Origin of the sequence: Micromonospora zingiberis (assembly GCF_004331455.1) — a bacterium.
Lineage (GTDB): Bacteria > Actinomycetota > Actinomycetes > Mycobacteriales > Micromonosporaceae > Micromonospora > Micromonospora zingiberis.
In genome coordinates, this window is the sequence record NZ_SJJR01000042.1 from 1 (window position 1) to 16,991 (window position 16,991).

At 70.9% G+C, this 16,991-nt stretch carries 16 protein-coding genes; 9 read left to right on the plus strand and 7 right to left on the minus strand.

The window, feature by feature from the left end:
• Positions 1-30: 30 nt before the first annotated feature.
• A complete protein-coding gene (locus E0H26_RS28905) occupies positions 31-621 on the minus strand; it encodes a DUF1349 domain-containing protein (protein WP_131309645.1) in 591 nt (196 codons plus the stop codon).
• A gap of 61 nt (positions 622-682) precedes the next feature.
• On the opposite strand from E0H26_RS28905, the gene E0H26_RS28910 reads away from it, so the two are divergent.
• Together E0H26_RS28910 and fabG are read left to right on the plus strand one after the other, a co-directional pair.
• On the plus strand, positions 683-2,335 hold the full coding sequence (locus E0H26_RS28910; RefSeq protein ID WP_131309647.1) for an alpha-amylase family protein: 1,653 nt from the start codon (positions 683-685) through the stop codon (positions 2,333-2,335).
• A 60-nt stretch (positions 2,336-2,395) separates the two neighbouring features.
• Positions 2,396-3,151 carry a 3-oxoacyl-ACP reductase FabG gene (gene fabG, locus E0H26_RS28915; RefSeq protein WP_240742451.1) on the plus strand — a complete coding sequence of 252 codons (756 nt, stop codon included), beginning with the start codon at positions 2,396-2,398 and terminating at the stop codon, positions 3,149-3,151.
• 92 nt (positions 3,152-3,243) lie between these two features.
• On the opposite strand, the gene E0H26_RS28920 is transcribed toward fabG, so the two are convergent.
• The 3 genes from E0H26_RS28920 to E0H26_RS28930 form a co-directional block, all read right to left on the minus strand.
• A complete protein-coding gene (locus E0H26_RS28920; RefSeq protein WP_131309651.1) occupies positions 3,244-3,657 on the minus strand; it encodes a hypothetical protein in 414 nt (137 codons plus the stop codon).
• Positions 3,650-4,036, minus strand: coding sequence for a hypothetical protein (locus E0H26_RS28925; RefSeq protein ID WP_131309653.1), 387 nt, complete (start codon positions 4,034-4,036; stop codon positions 3,650-3,652). The genes E0H26_RS28920 and E0H26_RS28925 overlap by 8 nt, the downstream gene beginning before the upstream one ends.
• Positions 4,037-4,132: 96 nt before the next feature.
• A complete protein-coding gene (locus tag E0H26_RS28930; protein WP_131309655.1) occupies positions 4,133-4,321 on the minus strand; it encodes a DUF2795 domain-containing protein in 189 nt (62 codons plus the stop codon).
• 86 nt (positions 4,322-4,407) lie between these two features.
• Here E0H26_RS28930 and E0H26_RS28935 point away from each other — a divergent pair, with 86 nt between their 5' ends.
• Complete coding sequence (locus E0H26_RS28935; RefSeq protein WP_131309657.1) at positions 4,408-5,664, plus strand: erythromycin esterase family protein; 1,257 nt, start codon at positions 4,408-4,410, stop codon at positions 5,662-5,664.
• 57 nt (positions 5,665-5,721) lie between these two features.
• Here the strand turns inward: E0H26_RS28935 and E0H26_RS28940 are convergent, their stop codons facing one another.
• Both E0H26_RS28940 and E0H26_RS28945 read right to left on the minus strand, forming a co-directional pair.
• A complete protein-coding gene (locus E0H26_RS28940) occupies positions 5,722-7,941 on the minus strand; it encodes an MMPL family transporter (RefSeq protein WP_131309659.1) in 2,220 nt (739 codons plus the stop codon).
• A 36-nt stretch (positions 7,942-7,977) separates the two neighbouring features.
• Positions 7,978-8,526, minus strand: a complete 549-nt coding sequence (locus tag E0H26_RS28945; protein WP_131309661.1) for a TetR/AcrR family transcriptional regulator — start codon at positions 8,524-8,526, stop codon at positions 7,978-7,980.
• Between the two features lie 126 nt (positions 8,527-8,652).
• Here E0H26_RS28945 and E0H26_RS28950 point away from each other — a divergent pair, with 126 nt between their 5' ends.
• The 4 genes from E0H26_RS28950 to E0H26_RS28965 all read left to right on the plus strand — a co-directional run bounded on the left by E0H26_RS28950 (position 8,653) and on the right by E0H26_RS28965 (position 13,143).
• Positions 8,653-9,423 (plus strand): isocitrate lyase/PEP mutase family protein, encoded by a 771-nt coding sequence (locus E0H26_RS28950; protein WP_131309663.1) that lies wholly within the window; start codon positions 8,653-8,655, stop codon positions 9,421-9,423.
• A 181-nt stretch (positions 9,424-9,604) separates the two neighbouring features.
• Complete coding sequence (locus tag E0H26_RS28955) at positions 9,605-10,567, plus strand: DNA polymerase domain-containing protein (RefSeq protein WP_131309665.1); 963 nt, start codon at positions 9,605-9,607, stop codon at positions 10,565-10,567.
• Positions 10,568-10,735: 168 nt separating this feature from the next.
• Complete coding sequence (locus tag E0H26_RS28960; RefSeq protein WP_206025439.1) at positions 10,736-12,097, plus strand: hemolysin family protein; 1,362 nt, start codon at positions 10,736-10,738, stop codon at positions 12,095-12,097.
• A complete protein-coding gene (locus E0H26_RS28965; protein ID WP_131309669.1) occupies positions 12,094-13,143 on the plus strand; it encodes a hemolysin family protein in 1,050 nt (349 codons plus the stop codon). Before E0H26_RS28960 ends, E0H26_RS28965 begins: the two co-directional genes overlap by 4 nt.
• Before the next feature lie 14 nt (positions 13,144-13,157).
• Here the strand turns inward: E0H26_RS28965 and E0H26_RS28970 are convergent, their stop codons facing one another.
• On the minus strand, positions 13,158-15,404 hold the full coding sequence (locus E0H26_RS28970) for a hypothetical protein (protein ID WP_131309672.1): 2,247 nt from the start codon (positions 15,402-15,404) through the stop codon (positions 13,158-13,160).
• Positions 15,405-15,642: 238 nt separating this feature from the next.
• Between E0H26_RS28970 and E0H26_RS28975 the strand changes: the two genes are divergently transcribed.
• Complete coding sequence (locus E0H26_RS28975; RefSeq protein WP_131309674.1) at positions 15,643-16,041, plus strand: hypothetical protein; 399 nt, start codon at positions 15,643-15,645, stop codon at positions 16,039-16,041.
• Positions 16,042-16,792: 751 nt separating this feature from the next.
• Positions 16,793-16,991 (plus strand): hypothetical protein (locus E0H26_RS28980; protein ID WP_131309676.1); only part of this gene is annotated, 199 nt, incomplete at its 3' end.

A 16,991-nucleotide genomic window follows, 5' to 3' on the forward strand; every position in this document is an offset into this window, starting at 1 on the left:
GGGTGGGGTGAGGGGTGGGGCGTGCGGTGGTCACTCTGGCGGGTGGAGGGTGGGGTCGGCGGGGCCTTGGCGCCAGCCACCGAAGTGGACGGTCAGTCCGCCTCGGCTGGGGGAGCAGCAGTACGGGCCCGCGCTCGCCGGTGCGTCCGGGGGCAGTGGCGCGAGCCGGACCAGCCGCCACGGCTCGCCGGCGGCCCGGGCGCGTACGGTCAGGGCGTTACCGGCCCGGCTGACCCGTACGGTCACCTGCCGACCCGCCCACTGCGGCACCGGGGCGACCGACCAGTCGGAGAACTCACGGGTGACCACCGCGCCGACCTGCGGCTGGCCGTCGCTGACCTCCACCCCGGCCTTCACCCAGTTTCGGTCGTCCACCCGCACCAGCACCCCGGCCTGGTCGAACTGCTCGGCGTAGTTCAGCCGGAAGTCCACCTCGACGGCGCTGCCGACCGGGAAGTCGGCGAGCAGCGCCGGGGCGTCGTCGTGCACGAACCCGTAGCTGGTGTGGCGCCACAGGTCGCTACCCGCGCCCGGTTCCACGCTCAGCCCGCCGTCGGCTTCGGCGACCGTGCGTACCGGCTGCCGGTGCCACCTGCCGCTGGACCACTCGATGCTCCGCATCACGGCACCGTAACCGGCTCTCGGGTTTGCCGTCTCCCCGGCCGGGAGAAGGTATCGGGGCATGTCTGACAGGTGGTACTCGGAGGCGGTCGTGTACTGCCTCGACATCGACACGTTCGCCGACTCCGACGGTGACGGGGTGGGCGACATCCGGGGCCTGCTCGGCCGGCTGGACTACCTGGCCCGGCTGGGCGTGACCTGCCTCTGGCTGCACCCGATCCACCCGTCGCCGAACGACGACGACGGGTACGACGTGACCGACTTCTACAACGTGGACCCGCGCTTCGGCACCCTGGGCGACTTCGCCGAGCTGTTGCACCAGGCGAGCAACCGGGGCATCCGGGTGATCATCGACCTGGTCGTCAACCACACCTCCGACCAGCACCCCTGGTTCGTCTCCGCCCGTTCCTCGCCGGATTCGCCGTACCGGGACTGGTACATCTGGTCCGACCAGGAACCGGCCGACCGGCATCAGGGCATGGTCTTCCCGGGCGAACAGCACGAGACCTGGACCTACGACCGGACCGCGAAGGCCTGGTACTACCACCGCTTCTACAAGTTCCAGCCGGACCTCAACACCAAGAACCCAGCGGTACGCGCCGAGATCAAGAAGATCATGTCGTTCTGGCTCCAGCTCGGTGTCGCCGGCTTCCGGATGGACGCGGTGCCGTTCATCATCGAGCGGACCGAACCGGGCGCCCCGAATCCGGAGCTGGACTTCGAGTTCCTCACCGAGCTGCGTCACCACGTGCAGTGGCGCCGTGGCGACGCCGTACTGCTGGCCGAGGCGAACGTCGAGCCCGACGACCTTCCCGCCTTCTTCGGCGACAGCGGCGGCTCGGCGAACCGGCTGCACATGCTCTTCGACTTCATGCTCAACGGGCGGCTGATGCTGGCGCTGGCCCGCCAGGACCCGGAGCCGGTGATCGAGGCGTTGCGGGACACTCCGGCCCTGCCCGAGGGCGGGCAGTGGGCCACCTTCCTGCGTAATCACGACGAGATCGACCTGTCCCGGCTCACCGCCGAACAACGCAACCAGGTGTACGAGCAGTTCGGGCCCGACGAGAACATGCGCATCTACGACCGGGGCATCCGTCGGCGGCTGGCGCCGATGCTGGACAACGACCGTCGGCGGATCGAGTTGGCGTACTCACTCCAGTTCTCGCTGCGCGGCACGCCGGTGCTGCGCTACGGCGAGGAGATCGGCATGGGGGAGGACCTGGCGTTGCCGGGGCGGGAGGCGATCCGTACGCCGATGCAGTGGTCGCCTGAGTCAAACGCCGGCTTCTCCCGCGCGGAGCCGGAGAAGCTGGTGCGCCCGGTCATCGACAAGGGTGAGTTCGGCTACGAGCGGGTCAATGTCACCCTCCAGCGCCGGGACCGCAACTCGCTGCTGGCCTGGTTCGAGCGGATGATCCGTACGCTGCGCGAGGCCCCGGAGATCGGCTTCGGCTCGACCACCCACATCGACGTACCGATGCCGCCCGGGGTGCTGGCACATCGCGCCGACGGCCCGACCGGGACGATGGTCTTCCTGCACAACCTCGGCACCACCGACGCCGAGGTGGATCTGAGCCTGCTCCAGTCCGAGGCCAAACTTCCCATCGACGTGCTCGCCGACCGCAACTACGACGACGCCGGCAAGCTGGACCGGCTGAAGCTCGCCGGCTACGGCTACCGCTGGATCCGGCTCTGCCGTTCCTGGGGCGCCTGAGCCGGTCGTGGCCTGGGTTAGGCTCCAGCCGTCGAGCGAGGTTACTGGGAGGTAGGCATGTTGGAGGGGCAGCGGGTCGCCATCGTCACCGGAGCGGCGCGCGGGATCGGGGCGGCCACCGCCCGGCGGTTGGCCGCCGACGGGTTGGCCGTCGCCGTGGTCGACATCGAGGAGTCGGCGACGAAGGAGACCGTGGACGCGATCGCGGCGGCCGGCGGCCGGGCGCTCGGTGTCGGCGCGGACGTGGCCGACCGGGCCCAGGTGGAGGCCGCCGTCGAGCGGGTCGCCGCCGAACTCGGTACGCCGGCCGTGCTGGTCAACAACGCCGGTGTGCTGCGCGACAACCTGCTGTTCAAGATGACCGACGCCGACTGGGACACGGTCATGGGCGTACACCTGCGGGGTGCCTTCCTGTTCAGTCAGGCCGCGCAGAAGCACATGGTCGAGGCCCGCTGGGGGCGGATCGTGAACCTGTCCAGCACGTCGGCGTTGGGTAACCGGGGGCAGGCGAACTACGCCGCCGCCAAGGCCGGCCTCCAGGGCTTCACCAAGACGCTCGCCATCGAGCTGGGGCCGTTCGGGGTGACGGTCAACGCGGTCGCGCCCGGCTTCATCGTCACCGACATGACCGCCGCCACCGCCGCCCGGATGAAGATCGACTTTGCGGCGATGCAGAGGCACGCCGAGGCGGAGATCCCGGTACGCCGGGTCGGCCGGCCCGAGGACGTGGCGCACACCATCTCGTACCTGGCCAGCGAGGGCGCGTCCTTCGTCTCCGGGCAGGTCATCTACGTAGCCGGCGGCCCCCGGGACTGATCGACGGTCGGCAGGGTCCCTTCCTCCACGCCAGGTCCGAGCGTTAGGAAGGGGCCCTTCCTATGCACCAGGCGTTAGTAGGGGGCCCTTCCTTAACGTCGGCGGGTGAACCAGAGCCAGGCCAGGCCGAGGACGGGCAGCACCACGGGGATGTAGCCGTACCCGCTGCCGAAGCCGGACCAGACCGTCTCGTCGGGGAACAGGTCGGGTCGGGCCAGGCTGAACGCGCCGACCCCCAGCACGCCGACCAGTTCGACGGTGCAGCAGGCCAGGGCGACCCGGCGGCCCGCGTGCCCGGCCCGGCCCAGGCCCACCGCCGCCACGATGTAGACCACCGCGGCGAGCGCGGAGAGCAGGTACGCCAGCGGCGCCTCGTCGAATCGGGTGGCGATCTGGAGGGCGGCGCGACTGGTGGCGGCGATGGCGAACAGCAGGTACACCGCGATCAGCAGCCGGCCGGGACCGGCATTGGTGCGGGTCGGGCGCTCGGTGCGCACCTCAGCCACCGAGCACCTCCCAGGTCTGCCCGAGTCGTACCACGACCACCGGGGTGACCAGGCACACCGCGCAGACGATCGCCGAGCCCCAGCGGGTCGGCTCCATCCGGGCCAGCACCCCGGCCAGGGGTGGCAGGCAGACCAGGGTCGCCAGGTAGCCGAAGAAGGCGCCCGGCTCGCCCGGCCGTTCGCCGCCGGCGAGGGCCACCCCCGCCAGCACCGCCAACCCGAGCAACACCAGTTCCAGTACGGCCAGGCCGATCAGCTGGATCCGGTCCGGTGCCCGGTGCCGTAGCGCGGCGACCAGCGCCCACGCGGCGACCAGCAGCGACAACACGATGGCGGCCCCGGCCGGTACGCCGTCGACCGGCGATCCGGCGGCGCTCACCCGGTCCGTCCGGTGCTCGTTCCGATCACCGGCCCACTCTACTAACCGCCGTAGTAAGACGAGCCACGCGCCTGCTGTTCCCAGTCAGGACGGCGTTCAGAGCGTGCGCAACGCCTCCGTCACCTCGTCCGGGGAGCCGAACTGCTCCACCGGCAGCGACCGTACGGCCTGCAACTGTTCGGTGCTGGCGCCGTTCTCCTGGCACCAGCGGATCAGATCCTCGCGGGAGACGGGATAGTCCAACCCTGCGAGGTAGTCCGGCAAGGCGCCGCCGCGATCGGTCATACCGTCCGATCTACCCATGAAACCGCTGCGGCACACCACCGGAAGGCTCCCGCGTTTGCCCGTCCGGGTCCCGGGTAGCCGCAGGCATGCTGGTACAGCGGCTCGGTGCGCCGAGCGACCTCGACCCGTTGCTGGAGCGAGCCCGGGACGCCCGGGTGGTGATGATCGGGGAGGCGACGCACGGCAGCCACGACTACTACCGCATCCGCGAGCAGCTCACCCGGCGGTTGATCGCCGAGTGCGGGTTCAACTTCGTCGCGGTGGAGGGCGACTGGCCCGACTGCGACCGGGTGCACCGCTCGGTGGTCGGTGCGGCGGGTGGCGCGGTCGAGCCGCAGGTCGCGCTGGAGCGCTTCGAGCGCTGGCCGACCTGGATGTGGGCCAACGCCGAGGTGGCCCGGTTCTGTAGTTGGCTGCGCGCGTGGAACCTGGAGCGGGCCGAGTCGTCCCGGGTCGGGTTCCACGGCCTGGACGTCTACAGCCTGTGGGAGTCGATGCAGGCGATCTTCGACTACCTGGGCGAGGAGGACCCGGCGTCGCTGGAGGCCGCGCAGGAGGCGTACCGGTGCTTCGAGCCGTACGGAAAACGGGTCGAGGAGTACGGCATGGCGAGCCGGTTCGTCTCCGCCCGCTGCGAGCAGGAGGTGGTACGGCTGCTGGCGCGTACCCGGGAATATGCCGCCACCGACGGACCGGGCGCCTTCTCGGCCTGGCAGAACGCGGAGGTGGTGGCCGGCGCGGAGCGCTACTACCGGGAGATGGTCGCCGGTGGTCCGGGGTCGTGGAACGTGCGGGACAACCACATGGCCGACACACTGGATCGGCTGCTGGTGCGTTACGGACCGGGTGCCCGGGGGGTGGTCTGGGCGCACAACACGCACGTCGGTGACGCCCGGGCGACCGACATGGCGGCCGACGGGATGGTGAACATCGGCCAGTTGGCCCGGGAACGGCACGGCGCCGACGAGGTGGTGTTGGTCGGCTTGGGTAGCTGGCGGGGCACGGTGATCGCGGCGCCGCGTTGGGGTTCGCCGGCCGAGGCGATGGTCGTACCGCCGGCCCGTGCCGGCTCGGTGGAGCATCTGCTGCACCAGCTCATGCCGGACCGCGCGGTGCTGGTCTTCGGCGGCCCGGACCAGCCGGGGTGGGTCACCGACACGCTCGACCACCGGGCGATCGGGGTGGTGTACGACCCGTCCTTCGAGTCGTGGGGCAACTACGTGCCGACCCGGCTGGGGCAGCGGTACGACGCGTTCATCTGGTGCGACGAGACGACCGCGCTGCATCCGCTGCCGGCCCTCACCACGCCCGGCGAGATGGAGACGTACCCGGCCGGCGTCTGACGCCGACGTTAACAGGGGCCCCCTGCTATGCACGAGGCGTTAGCAGGGGGCCCTTCCTTACACCGAGACCTTTTCGCCGAGTTGGGCGCGTAGCTTCTCGCCCTCGATGTCGACGTTGGGCAGTACCCGGTCCAGCCAGCGCGGCAGCCACCAGGCCGCCTTGCCGAGCAGGGACATCACCGCCGGCACGATGGTCATCCGGACCACGAAGGCGTCGATCGCCACACCGATGGCCAGCGCGAAGCCCATCGACTTGATCACCGGGTCGTCGAGGAAGATGAAGCCACCGAAGACCGAGGTCATGATCAGCGCGGCGGCGGTGACCACCCGGGCGCCGTGCCCCATCCCGTTGATGGTGGCCTGCTGGGCGGTGTCACCGTGGACGAAGTCCTCCCGCATGCGGGAGACCAGGAAGACCTCGTAGTCCATGGCCAGGCCGAACAGGATGCCGATCAGCAGGATCGGCAGGAAGCTGATCAGCGGGCCGGGGGTGTCCAGGCCGAACAGGTCCGCCAGGTGGCCCTGCTGGAAGACCGCGACCGTGAGGCCGAAGGTGGCCGCGACGGTGAGCAGGAAGCCCAGCGCCGCCTTGACCGGCACCAGCACCGATCGGAACACCAGCATCAGCAGCAGGATCGACAGGCCGACCACCAGGCCCAGATAGACCGGCAGCGCGTCGGAGAGCTTTTCCGAGATGTCGATGCCGATCGCGGTCACACCGGTCAGCAGCACGTCGGCGCCCTGGATGTCACCGACCGCCGTACGGATGTCGTGCACCATCGTCTCGGTGGCCGGGTCGGTCGGGCCGGTCTGCGGGATCACTCCGAGCAGCGCGGTCTGGCCGTCGGGGCTGAACTGCGGCGGGGCCACCGCCAGTACGTTCGCGGTGTTCTGCACCAGGGCCGCCACCTGCGGAACGGCGGCGGCGGTGGCCTGTGCGTCGTCGCCGGCCACGACCACCGCGAGACGACCGGTGAAGCCCGGTCCGAAGCCCTCGGTGATCAGGTCGTTGGCGACCCGGGGAGCCGAACCGGCGGGCGCGGTGCCGGCGTCCGGCAGGGCGAGACGCATGTCCGACGCGGGCAGCGCGAGCAGGCCGAGTCCGATCACTCCGGCCAGGATCACCGGGATCCGGAACCGGGTGACCAGCCGGGCCCAGCGGAACCCGAAGGCCGAGCGGTCCTCGCCGGTGGTGATGGCGCCGGCACCGCTCTCGGCCGCGTCCGGCCCGGCCTGGTCGCGGTCGGCGGTCTGCGGGGCGGCCGTGCGCAGCCGGCGGGGCAGTACCCGGCGGCCGGCGAAGCCGAGCAGGGCCGGTTGCAGGGTGACCGCCACCAGCACCGCGACGGTCACCGTGCCGGCCGCGGCCAGACCCATGACGGTGAGGAACGGGATGTTCACCACGGCAAGGCTGGCCAGGGCGATGACCACCGTGGCCCCGGCGAAGACCACCGCCGACCCGGCGGTGCCCACCGCCCGACCGATCGCCTCGTCGGCGGGGAGACCGTCGACCAGGTTCTGTCGATAGCGGGAGGTGATGAACAGCGAGTAGTCGATGCCGACGGCGAGGCCGAGCATCAGCGCGAGGACCGGCGCGGTGCTGGTCAGTTCGACCACGCCGCTGAGCGCGAACAGGCCGGCCATGCCGACGCCGACACCGATCAGCGCGTTGAGCATGGTCATCCCGGCCGCCACCAGCGAGCCGAAGGTGACGATCAGCACGATCAGGGCCACCGCGACACCGAGCGCCTCGGTCGAACCCACCTCGGGTTCGGCGTTGAGCACCTCACCGCCGGGGGCGACCTGCCAGCCCTGCGCTTCGGCCTGGGTGCCGACCTGCTCGTACGCGTCCCGCTGCTCGTCGGTCATCTGGTCGGAGCCACCGCCGAACTGCACCTGGATCAGGGCGTACCGACCGTCCGGCGAGATCGCGCCGACCTGGAACGGATCGACGGCGGCGAGTACGCCAGGTACCGCCGCGGCCTCCTGGGTGATCGACTGGATCACCGCCTGGCCGTCGGGTGTGCCGAGTTGTCCCGCTGCGGGCGCCTTGACGGCGATCGTGCCGGTCGCCCCGGACGCTGCCGGGAACTGCTCGGCGAGCAGGTCGAGAGCGCGCTGCGACTCGGTCCCGGGCATGGTGAAATTGCTGGCCGTCGGGCCGCGCAGGGTCGCTGCGGCCAGGCCGAGCCCGACGAGTACGACGAGCCAGATCGCGGCCACGAGCCGCCGCCGGCGCATCGATCCCCGGCCAAGCCGGTAGAGCAGGGTCGCCATGAGGTCCTTTCCCTCGTTCGTTGATGGTGGGACGGGTTATCCGGCGGGCTCCAGCGCCCGCCGCAGCAGCGTCAGCAGGGCCTCGCCCAGCTCGTCGTCGGAGACGTCGGCGAACTCACCGCAGGTTTCGGCGATGCCGGCGAGCAGCACGAACGCGGCGATCCGGGCCGAGGCCCGCTCGGAACGTGCGGCGAGCGCGTCGAGCAGCCGTTCGGAGATCTGCTGGATGTGCGCGAAGCCGGGCTGTTGCAGCAGTTCCGGAAACTCGCCGCGGAGCAGGGCGATCTCGCCCCGGAAGCGGACCGCGAGGGCCACGAAACCCTCGGCGGCGACCCGCTGGGCCGACGTCGGATCCGGCTGGGCCGCGATCCGCTCGTCGAGCGACCGCAGCACCTCGATCGCCGGGGCCATCAACTCGGTGAGGATGGCCTCTTTGTTGGCGAAGTGGTAGAGCACGGCCGCCTTGGAGCAACCCACCTCGTTGGCGATGTCCTGCAAGGAGGTGCCCCGGTAGCCAGTGACGCCGAAGCGTCGCGCTGCGGCTACGAGGATCTCGCCATGCGTCTGCGGGGTGGTGCGGGCCATGGGGCACAGCATGCCTGACCGATCGGTCAGAGCCTGACCGATCGGTCAGATCAGTGGCGTTCCCCACAGCCACCGGCCCGCGATTGGCTCTCCGTCACGGCCTGAGCACGGTCGAGAATCGGCGCCATGACCGACTCCCTCGTGGTCCAGGCGACCGCGCTGCGTGCCCTGCACCGACCCGGCGACCCGCTGGTGTTGCCGAACGCCTGGGACGCCGGTTCGGCCCGTACGGTGGTCGAAGCTGGCTTCGGTGCGGTCGCCACCGCCAGCGCCGCCATCGCCCAGTCACTCGGGTACGCCGACGGCGAGGGCACTCCGGCCGAGGAGATGTTCGCCGCCGTGTCGCGGATCGCCCGCGCGGTCACCGTGCCGGTCACCGCCGACCTGGAGCGGGGCTACGGTCTGCCCCCGGTCGAGCTGGTGCAGCGGCTGCTGGACGCCGGGGCCGTCGGGCTCAACCTGGAGGACTCCGCCCCATCCGACGCCGCTCTGGTCGATTCGCAGGTGCAGGCCGAGTTGCTGGCCGAGGTGCGGGCCGCCGCCGACGCCGCCGGGGTGCCGATCGTGATCAACGCTCGGGTGGACGTCTTCCTCCGGGCGTACGGCGACCCGGCCGGACGGCTCGACGAGGCGATCCGCCGGGCCCGCGCCTACCTGGCGGCCGGCGCCGACTGCGTCTACCCGATCGTGCTCGCCGATCCCGTCCAGCTGCGCTCCTTCGTCGAGGCGGTGCCGGGGCCGGTGAACGTGCTGGCCCGCCCGGCGGCACCGACCCTGCCCGAGCTGGCCGCCCTCGGCGTGGCCCGGATCAGCTACGGCCCCGGCCTGTACGCGGCCACCCGCGCCCACGCCGCCCACCTGCTCGCCTCGGTGGCCGCCGGCGGTCCGCTCGCCTGATCGTCCTGGTGAGCGACGGACGGCAGCGGACCGGCCGGCGGTGACCCTGGGCGGGCAGGGCTGACGGTGGGCGGGCCGTACGGCGGCCAACTGGCGGTTGCCGGCCCTGTCGAGCTGATGGCGTAGCCGGATCGGCCGTGTTCCGGTTGACCGGCCGGCGTCGGGCCGGGATGGTGGTCGGGTGAGCGGGGCGGACGAGACCCGGGACGGGGTGGCGCTGACCAACCTCGACCAGACGCTGTTCGACGGGGGCAGCGCGACAAAGCGCGACCTGGTCGACTACCTCGACGCGGTGGCCGACCGGCTCGTCCCGCAGCTACGGAACCGGCCGCTGTCCGTGATCCGGGTACGCCCCGGGCAGCCGCCGTTCATGCAGAAGAACCTGCCCCGCTACACGCCGGACTGGGTCCGTCGGGTGCCGATCTGGGCCGAGGCGTCCCGGCGGGAGATCGCGTACGCGCTCTGCGACGACCGCCGCACCCTGCTCTGGTTCGCCAACCAGCGGGCCGTCGAGTACCACCCGACGCTGGCCACCGCCGACGACCTGAGCCGCCCCACCCACCTGGTGTTGGACCTCGATCCGCCGGAAGGTGACGGCTTCGCCGCCGGGGTGGCCGCCGCGCTGCTGGTCCGGCAGGCGTTGACCGATGCCGGGCTGGCCGGCGCGGTGAAGACCAGCGGTGCCAAGGGGGTGCACGTCTTCGTCCCGGTCGCCCCCGGGCCGGACGCCGAGCAGTTGGCCGCCGCCACCCGGGCCCTCGCCGCCCGGGCGCAGCGGCTGGACCCGGCGCTGGCGACCACCGCCTTCATCCGGGAGGACCGGGGTGGCAGGGTCTTCATCGACCCCACCCGGACCGGCGGCGCGACCGTCGTCTCGGTCTACAGTCCACGACTGCGCCCGGACGTACCGGTCTCCTTCCCGGTGCCCTGGGCCGAGCTGGAGTCCGTGGCCCCGGCGGACTTCACCATCCGTACCGTCCCGGGCCTGCTGGCGCAGCACGACCCGTGGGCGGACCTGATGCCGCGACCGCAGTCCCTCCCCGCCGACCTGGTCGAGGAGGGCCGGGCCATCCCGGTGCCCCGGGTGCAGGCCATGCACGAGGGCCGCCGCCGTGCCCGCGCCCGCCGCGCCGCCGCCGACTGAGTACGAGAGCTTCGGGACGGCGGTGCCGACCCGGGGCGGCCCGCGGACGCCGAATGTCGTTCGCCGCTGCGGCGCTATGCTGACGATCATGAGTTCCGGTCGAAGACCCAGGTCCCTGTCCCGTCGCGCGTGTCCGTGTGAAGGGGCGGGTAGCTGATGTCAGCGGTACTGGCATTGCTGCTGGGACTTCTCGTCGTCTTGGCGATCACTGCCGCCACCGGGTACTTCGTGGCGCAGGAGTTCGCCTACATGGCCGTTGACCGGTCCGCGCTCTCGGCGCGGGCGGCGGCCGGCGACGCGGTCGCCAAGCGCGCGTTGAAGGTCACCCGACGAACCTCGTTCATGCTCTCCGGCGCACAGCTCGGCATTACCGTGACCGGTCTGCTCGTCGGGTATGTCGCGGAGCCGCTCATCGGCGAGTCGTTGGGGACGATGCTCGGGGGCGTCGGTGTCCCCACCGGCGTCGGCGTCGCCGTCGGTACCGTGCTGGCGCTGCTGCTGTCGACGCTGATCCAGATGCTGTTCGGGGAGCTGTTCCCGAAGAACCTCGCGATCGCCCGCCCCGAGCCGGTCGCGCGCTGGCTGTCGCGCTCGACGATCGTCTATCTCACGGTGTTCGGCTGGCTGATCTGGGTGTTCGACCAGGCGTCGAACGTGCTCCTTCGCCTGTTGGGCATCAAGCCGGTACACGACATCGAGCACTCGGCGACCGCCCGGGATCTCGAACACATCGTCGCGGAGTCCCGGCAGAGCGGTGACCTGCCGGCCGAGTTGTCGTTGATGCTCGACCGCATCCTGGACTTTCCTCGCCGCGACGTGGAGCACGCCATGATCCCACGGGCCCGCGTCGACGTCGTCCAGGCCACCGACACCGTCGCGGAGGTACGCGAGCGGATGACGGCGGGGCACTCACGCTATCCGGTCCTGGACGCCGAGGGCGGCGTCCTCGGCGTGATCCACCTGGACGAGATTCTCGCCGGCCCCGACCCGGCCTTGAGCGCCGCCGACGTCATGCGGCCCGCCGTCATCGTTCCCACCCTCATGGCGCTCCCCACCGCCCTGCGAGAACTTGGCGACAGCAACCAGATGGTGTGCGTGGTGGACGAGTACGGCGGCTTCGCGGGCGTCCTGACGTTGGAGGACCTCGCCGAGGAACTGGTGGGCGAGATCGCCGACGAGCACGACGACGAGAGCGCGACCACGACCACGACCACCGCCGACGACGGTCACTGGCTCGTCGCCGGCGACGCACACATCGACGAGGTGGAGCGGATCCTCGGCCAGGACCTGCCGCGAGGTGACTACGAAACCCTCGCCGGGCTGGTGATCGCCGCGCACGGCGACCTACCGGAACCCGGCACGGTGCTCGACGTGGTCCTGCCCGTCGACCCGGCCGACCTCGCCCTGACCACCACACCTGAACCACGGCTGCTGCGGGTCGAGGTGGTCAAGGTCGAGCGGCACGTGCCGTCGTCCGTCCGCCTGATGCTGGCTCCGCCGGTTCCGCACGACGAGGAAGCAATCCGATGAGCAACGTCTGGATCGTGCTGGTCGCCACGGTCGCGTTCATCGCGTTGAGCGCGTTCTTCGTGGCCATCGAGTTCGCCCTCATCGCCGCCAAGCGACACCGCCTTGAGGATGCGGCGGCGTCCAGCCCGTCCGCACGCGCGGCGCTGCGGTCGTCCACCGAACTCACCGTCCTCCTGGCCGGCTCGCAACTCGGCATCACCGTCTGCACTCTCGCCCTGGGCGCGGTCACGAAGCCGGCGGTGCATCACTGGCTGACTCCGCTGTTCGAGTCCTGGGGTGTGGTGCTGTGGCTCGCCGACGTCGCGGGCTTCGCCCTTGCCCTGATCATCGTGACCTTCCTGCACCTCGTGGTCGGTGAGATGGCGCCGAAGTCGTGGGCCATCGCCCATCCCGAGCGGTCGGCGACCCTGCTGGCCATCCCGATGCGGGCGTTCATGTGGCTGACCAGGCCGCTGCTGCGCGGGCTGAACGACGCGGCCAACTGGTGTCTGCGTCGGATCGGCGTCGAACCGGTCGACCAGGTCGCCAACGGGCTGAGCCCGGACACCCTGCGCCATCTCGTCGAACACTCCGCCAACGTGGGTGCCCTCGACGCCGGCTACTCCTCGCAGTTGACCGTGGCCCTGGAACTACAGAGCCTGCTGGTACGGGACCTCGTCAATCCGCGCACCAGGCCGACGTCCGTGCCATCGGGCGCGACCGTCGCCGACGTCCAGGCCGCCGCCCGCAACTCAAGCCACCTGCGCATCCTGGTCGGCGACGACGCGGTGGTCACCGGCGTGGTGCACGTACGCGACACCCTCAACGCGCCACCGGAGCAGTCGCTCGCGCCGTACACGCGCCCGGCCTTCCGTATCGACGCCGAGACGCCGGTACACGTTGCCCTGACGAAGATGCGCGAGACGCGTAACCACCTCGTCGCGGTTACCGACGGCGGACAGTTCATCGGTGTCATCACCCTCGCGGACGTCCTTCGACGGCTGTTGCCCACCGCCGGCCCGCTGTCGAATCTGGCGGCAGCAGCGACCACCGCACGGACGGCGTAGCCGCTGGACACCTGTCAGGGAGGTGCCGGGAGCCGCCCGGCCAGCTCACGCACCGCCCCCTCGTACTCCCGGTCGGTGTGGTACGGCCAGTGCCGGTTGATCGGCGGCGGGACGGTGTCGTCCGGGTCGACCACGACCGCGTGGGGATCGCGCAGCCGCCGGTCGACGGTGTTCGCCGGACCCGACACCGGCGACGGCTCACCGGGGCGGTGCGCGGAGAAGATCGGACCGCCGATCGGGTCGGTGTCGCGCCACAGGTTCACCCAGCGCCAACCGACCCGGTCGCCGACCTCGTACAGCGTCGAATCACCGAGGAAGGCGGGGAAAAGCCGGGCGTACAGCCGGTGCAGCGGGCTGCCGTGGGTCAGCAACGCCACTCGGGGCAGCACGTCGGCCGGCAACTGGAGCAGGGTGGCGGTGGCGAGGACCGAGCCGTGGCTGTGCCCGGACAGGATCACGCCGCCCCGGTTGGTCAGCGCGGTGACCCGCTTGGCCAGCTCGGGCACCGCCCGCTCGGCGTAGCAGGGCGGCGCGAACGGGTGCACCGTGCGCGGCCAGAAGGTGCCCAGGTCCCAGATCACCGCGACCGTTCGCCGGGTCTCTTCGGACCGGTAGGAGACCAGCCCGAGTACGACGATGCCGACCGCGACCAGGCCGATGACGTACATCCCGACGTCGGTGGCGATGGCCAGTTCCCTGGCGACGGTGCCGTCGGTGTGGGCGAGTTCGGTGGTCAGGTCGGACGGTCCGACGCCGGCGACGTCGAACGCGGTCGCGGTGACACCGAGCAGTGACAGTACGAGGAACGCGACGACGGCCGGGTTGAGTTGTTCGGGGATCGCGGCGTGGGCGATCGCCCGGCGGACGGCGGTGAGTCGGGGCAGTGCCTCGGGCGGTGGGTCGGGAAAGTCCCGCCGGACGATCTCCGCGGCCACGCGGCGCCGGTGCCGTCGGGTGGCCAACAGTCGCCAGATGACGGTGACGGTCACGACCAGGACCGCGGCCAGTCCGGCGAGTGCCGCCCAGCGGTAGGAGACCGGTGGCTCCAGCGGCGGTGCCCCGGGTTCGTTGGGCCGGACGGGATTGGGGATCGTGCCGCGGTCGAGGAAGTCGGCGACCCGGTAGACCAGGGCAGCGGAGAACCCGTACGCGGCGGCGACGGCCGCGGCGGCGAGCACCGGTGTGCCGAGTCCGCTGAGCCAGGACGAGGCGGCGTGCCGGCTGCGTCGTTGTTGGTGCCAGGTGGTGGTGGTGAGCACGGCCAACAGGGCGGCCTGGGTCGCGACCAGGGCGGCGACCGCACCCTCGTAGCCGGGCAACTGGCCCTGCGGCGGACGTGCCGACAGGGGTATGGCGGTATAGACGAGGGCCAGCACGGTGAGCACGATGGCGGTGATCCGCAGCGTTCGGATGCCGCGTAGATCGCCCGGTCCACGTTCCGGCCCGTCCTCGGAGCGGCGGGCCGGACGGACGAGCAGCACGGCGCACGCGGCGAGCAGGAGCCAGGCCGCGGCGAACAGCGCGTACGCGATGGGATGGGGAAAACGTTGGATCTTCGCGCCCAACAGCATCACGTCGAGGACGCCGAGGCCGACGGCGACGTGGATGGCGCGCAGCCGCTGGACCACGAGGGCGTCGTTCCAGAAGCCGGGTCGGTCGATGCGGTCTTCGCCACCCTGGGTACGGTCCTGTCCCCGACCGGCGGGAAACGCCTCGAACACCTTGGCGGAACGTTCCCCGAGCCACCAGAGCAGCCGCAACGCGGCGATCGGCAGGAGAGCCAGCAGCGCCAGGCGCGGCCCGAGCGGCAGGTCCGACAGCCAGGAGAGGTACGGGCGATGATGCACGCAGGGCTGGTAGGGCGTGCACTGCCAGCCGACGATGTCGACGGTTGCGCCGACGATCGACAGGACGAACGCGGCGGTCAGGGTGCCGGCGAGCAGCCGGCAGACCGGGCCGATGATCCCGCCGGGCCCGCCGGTCGCCGGCCGGGTCCACACGGCGAGGTTGACCAGCATGAACGGCAGCAGGAACAGCAGCGACAGCGTCCGCACCGCGCCGCCCGCGGTGAGCGCACCCCACCGGTACGCCTCCACCCGCAACCGGCTGGGCCGGTCGGTGATGCCGAAGCCGGGGCGGGGCTGGTAGAAGCCGGCGTTGTCGTCGCCGGCCACCCGGGTCACCACCGGGTGGTCGAGCAGCGCCTCGGCCGAGGTGCCGGAGACCCCGTGCACCCGCAGCTCCACCACCTCGTGCGCCAACGCCCCCCGCCTCCCGGCAACTGCCGTTCCCGACTCACGGTATTGACCGAGCCGGGGTGCAGCCGCCGTTTCCGCAAAGAAGCCACCGCTGCACGATCGGAACTCCGACGAATGCGGGTCGCTTCGGCGTAGCTCGAAGTGTCTACGCCTGGCGTCGAGGCAGTTCGCAGGTCAACCGGCTGCGGCCGGGCGTCGTAGAATGCCCGGCAAGCCCGCTCCGTCTACACCGGAGGCTTTGGTGCGAAAGAAGCTTGCGAAGCTCGGGCTCCTCTGCGGGCTCATGTTGGCCGCGACCGGCGCGACCGGCTGTGGTGCCGGCGAGCCTGCCAGCGTCGATGTACAGCTCTGGGTGAATGTCTGTGTGGAGGGCGACGCTGATTGTTTCTTTCTCGGCGTTCCGGAGGCGGAAGTGTCCTTGGTTTACCCCGGTGGTCAGGTTATTGCGACGGGGAAGTCGGATGCCGCCGGGAAGGTGCTGTTGCCGAGCAATGGGGCCGTGGGCGAGGTGCGCGTCGTGGTGGTCTCGCCATTGATTGAGGCAGGGCGGAAGGAGTCGCCGTTGATGCTGCCGTACGAGGGCGGGACGAACATCACGATTGCGGCCCGGCGCGGAAGCTACTCCCCGGCGGGCGACTGAGGGGCAGGCGCGGTGCCGGCGACCGGCCACTGGTGGCTGGACGCAGGGGGACACACGATTAGGAGCGACCGGCAATAGGCCGACACGTCCTGATAGCCAGCCCGCTACCCTGGGCGGGGAAGATCTTGGTACGAATCTGCCCCTTGAGGGGCGCACTCGTACCAAGATCTCGGATGCCTTGGCGTGGCAGCGAGCCTGCCAGATGGTTGCCTGGGGTCAGTGACGGGCCCCTGGGCATGTGCCGCGTCCGCCTCCGGCCGCTCGACCTCCCGCTGCGTCACTACCACCAATTGCCGGCCGCTCTAAGGCCGCTGACCGGGTTTGCCCTGGTCGGCGGCCTTTTCGTGCTGGTCAAAGATTTCTTAGCAAGTGTGCCCCCGGCAGGATTCGAACCTGCGCCCCCGCCTCCGGAGGGATGCGTCCTCACCTTTCGGATCAAGGCGGTGAGCAGGGCAACTGTCCGTGGTGGCACGCAAGGCTGGGCAAGTTGGCCACGAATATGGCGCAGAACGCTCACGCCGTTCGCAGGGATCGGTGCTGGCCCGCACAATCTCGCTACTGGAGCCGATCGGAGCAAACAGCCGCCTACAGGCTTTCAAGACCATGAAGCTCACGCCGCTGACCTGCCGGTATGCGGCCTATTGCGCACGGGCCAACACGAATGCGACACAGCGGCTGCCCACGCCCGACCTTACGCCGGTAACATCTCAGCGCTGAGAGCAAGATCTCGATGCGGACGGGGGAGCGACACTTGTCTGACGATGCGCCGGGGGGATCCCGTGATGGTCAGCGCAGGCAGTTCCGCATCCAGTCACCCGCCCTGGACGACATGATGGCGGCCCACCGGAGCCGGTTCGCCGACCAGTTCCGGGACATCGTCGCCGCCCAACGCAGCCAACTCCGCATCCAGTCACCCGCCCTGGACGACATGATGGCGGCCCACCGGAGCC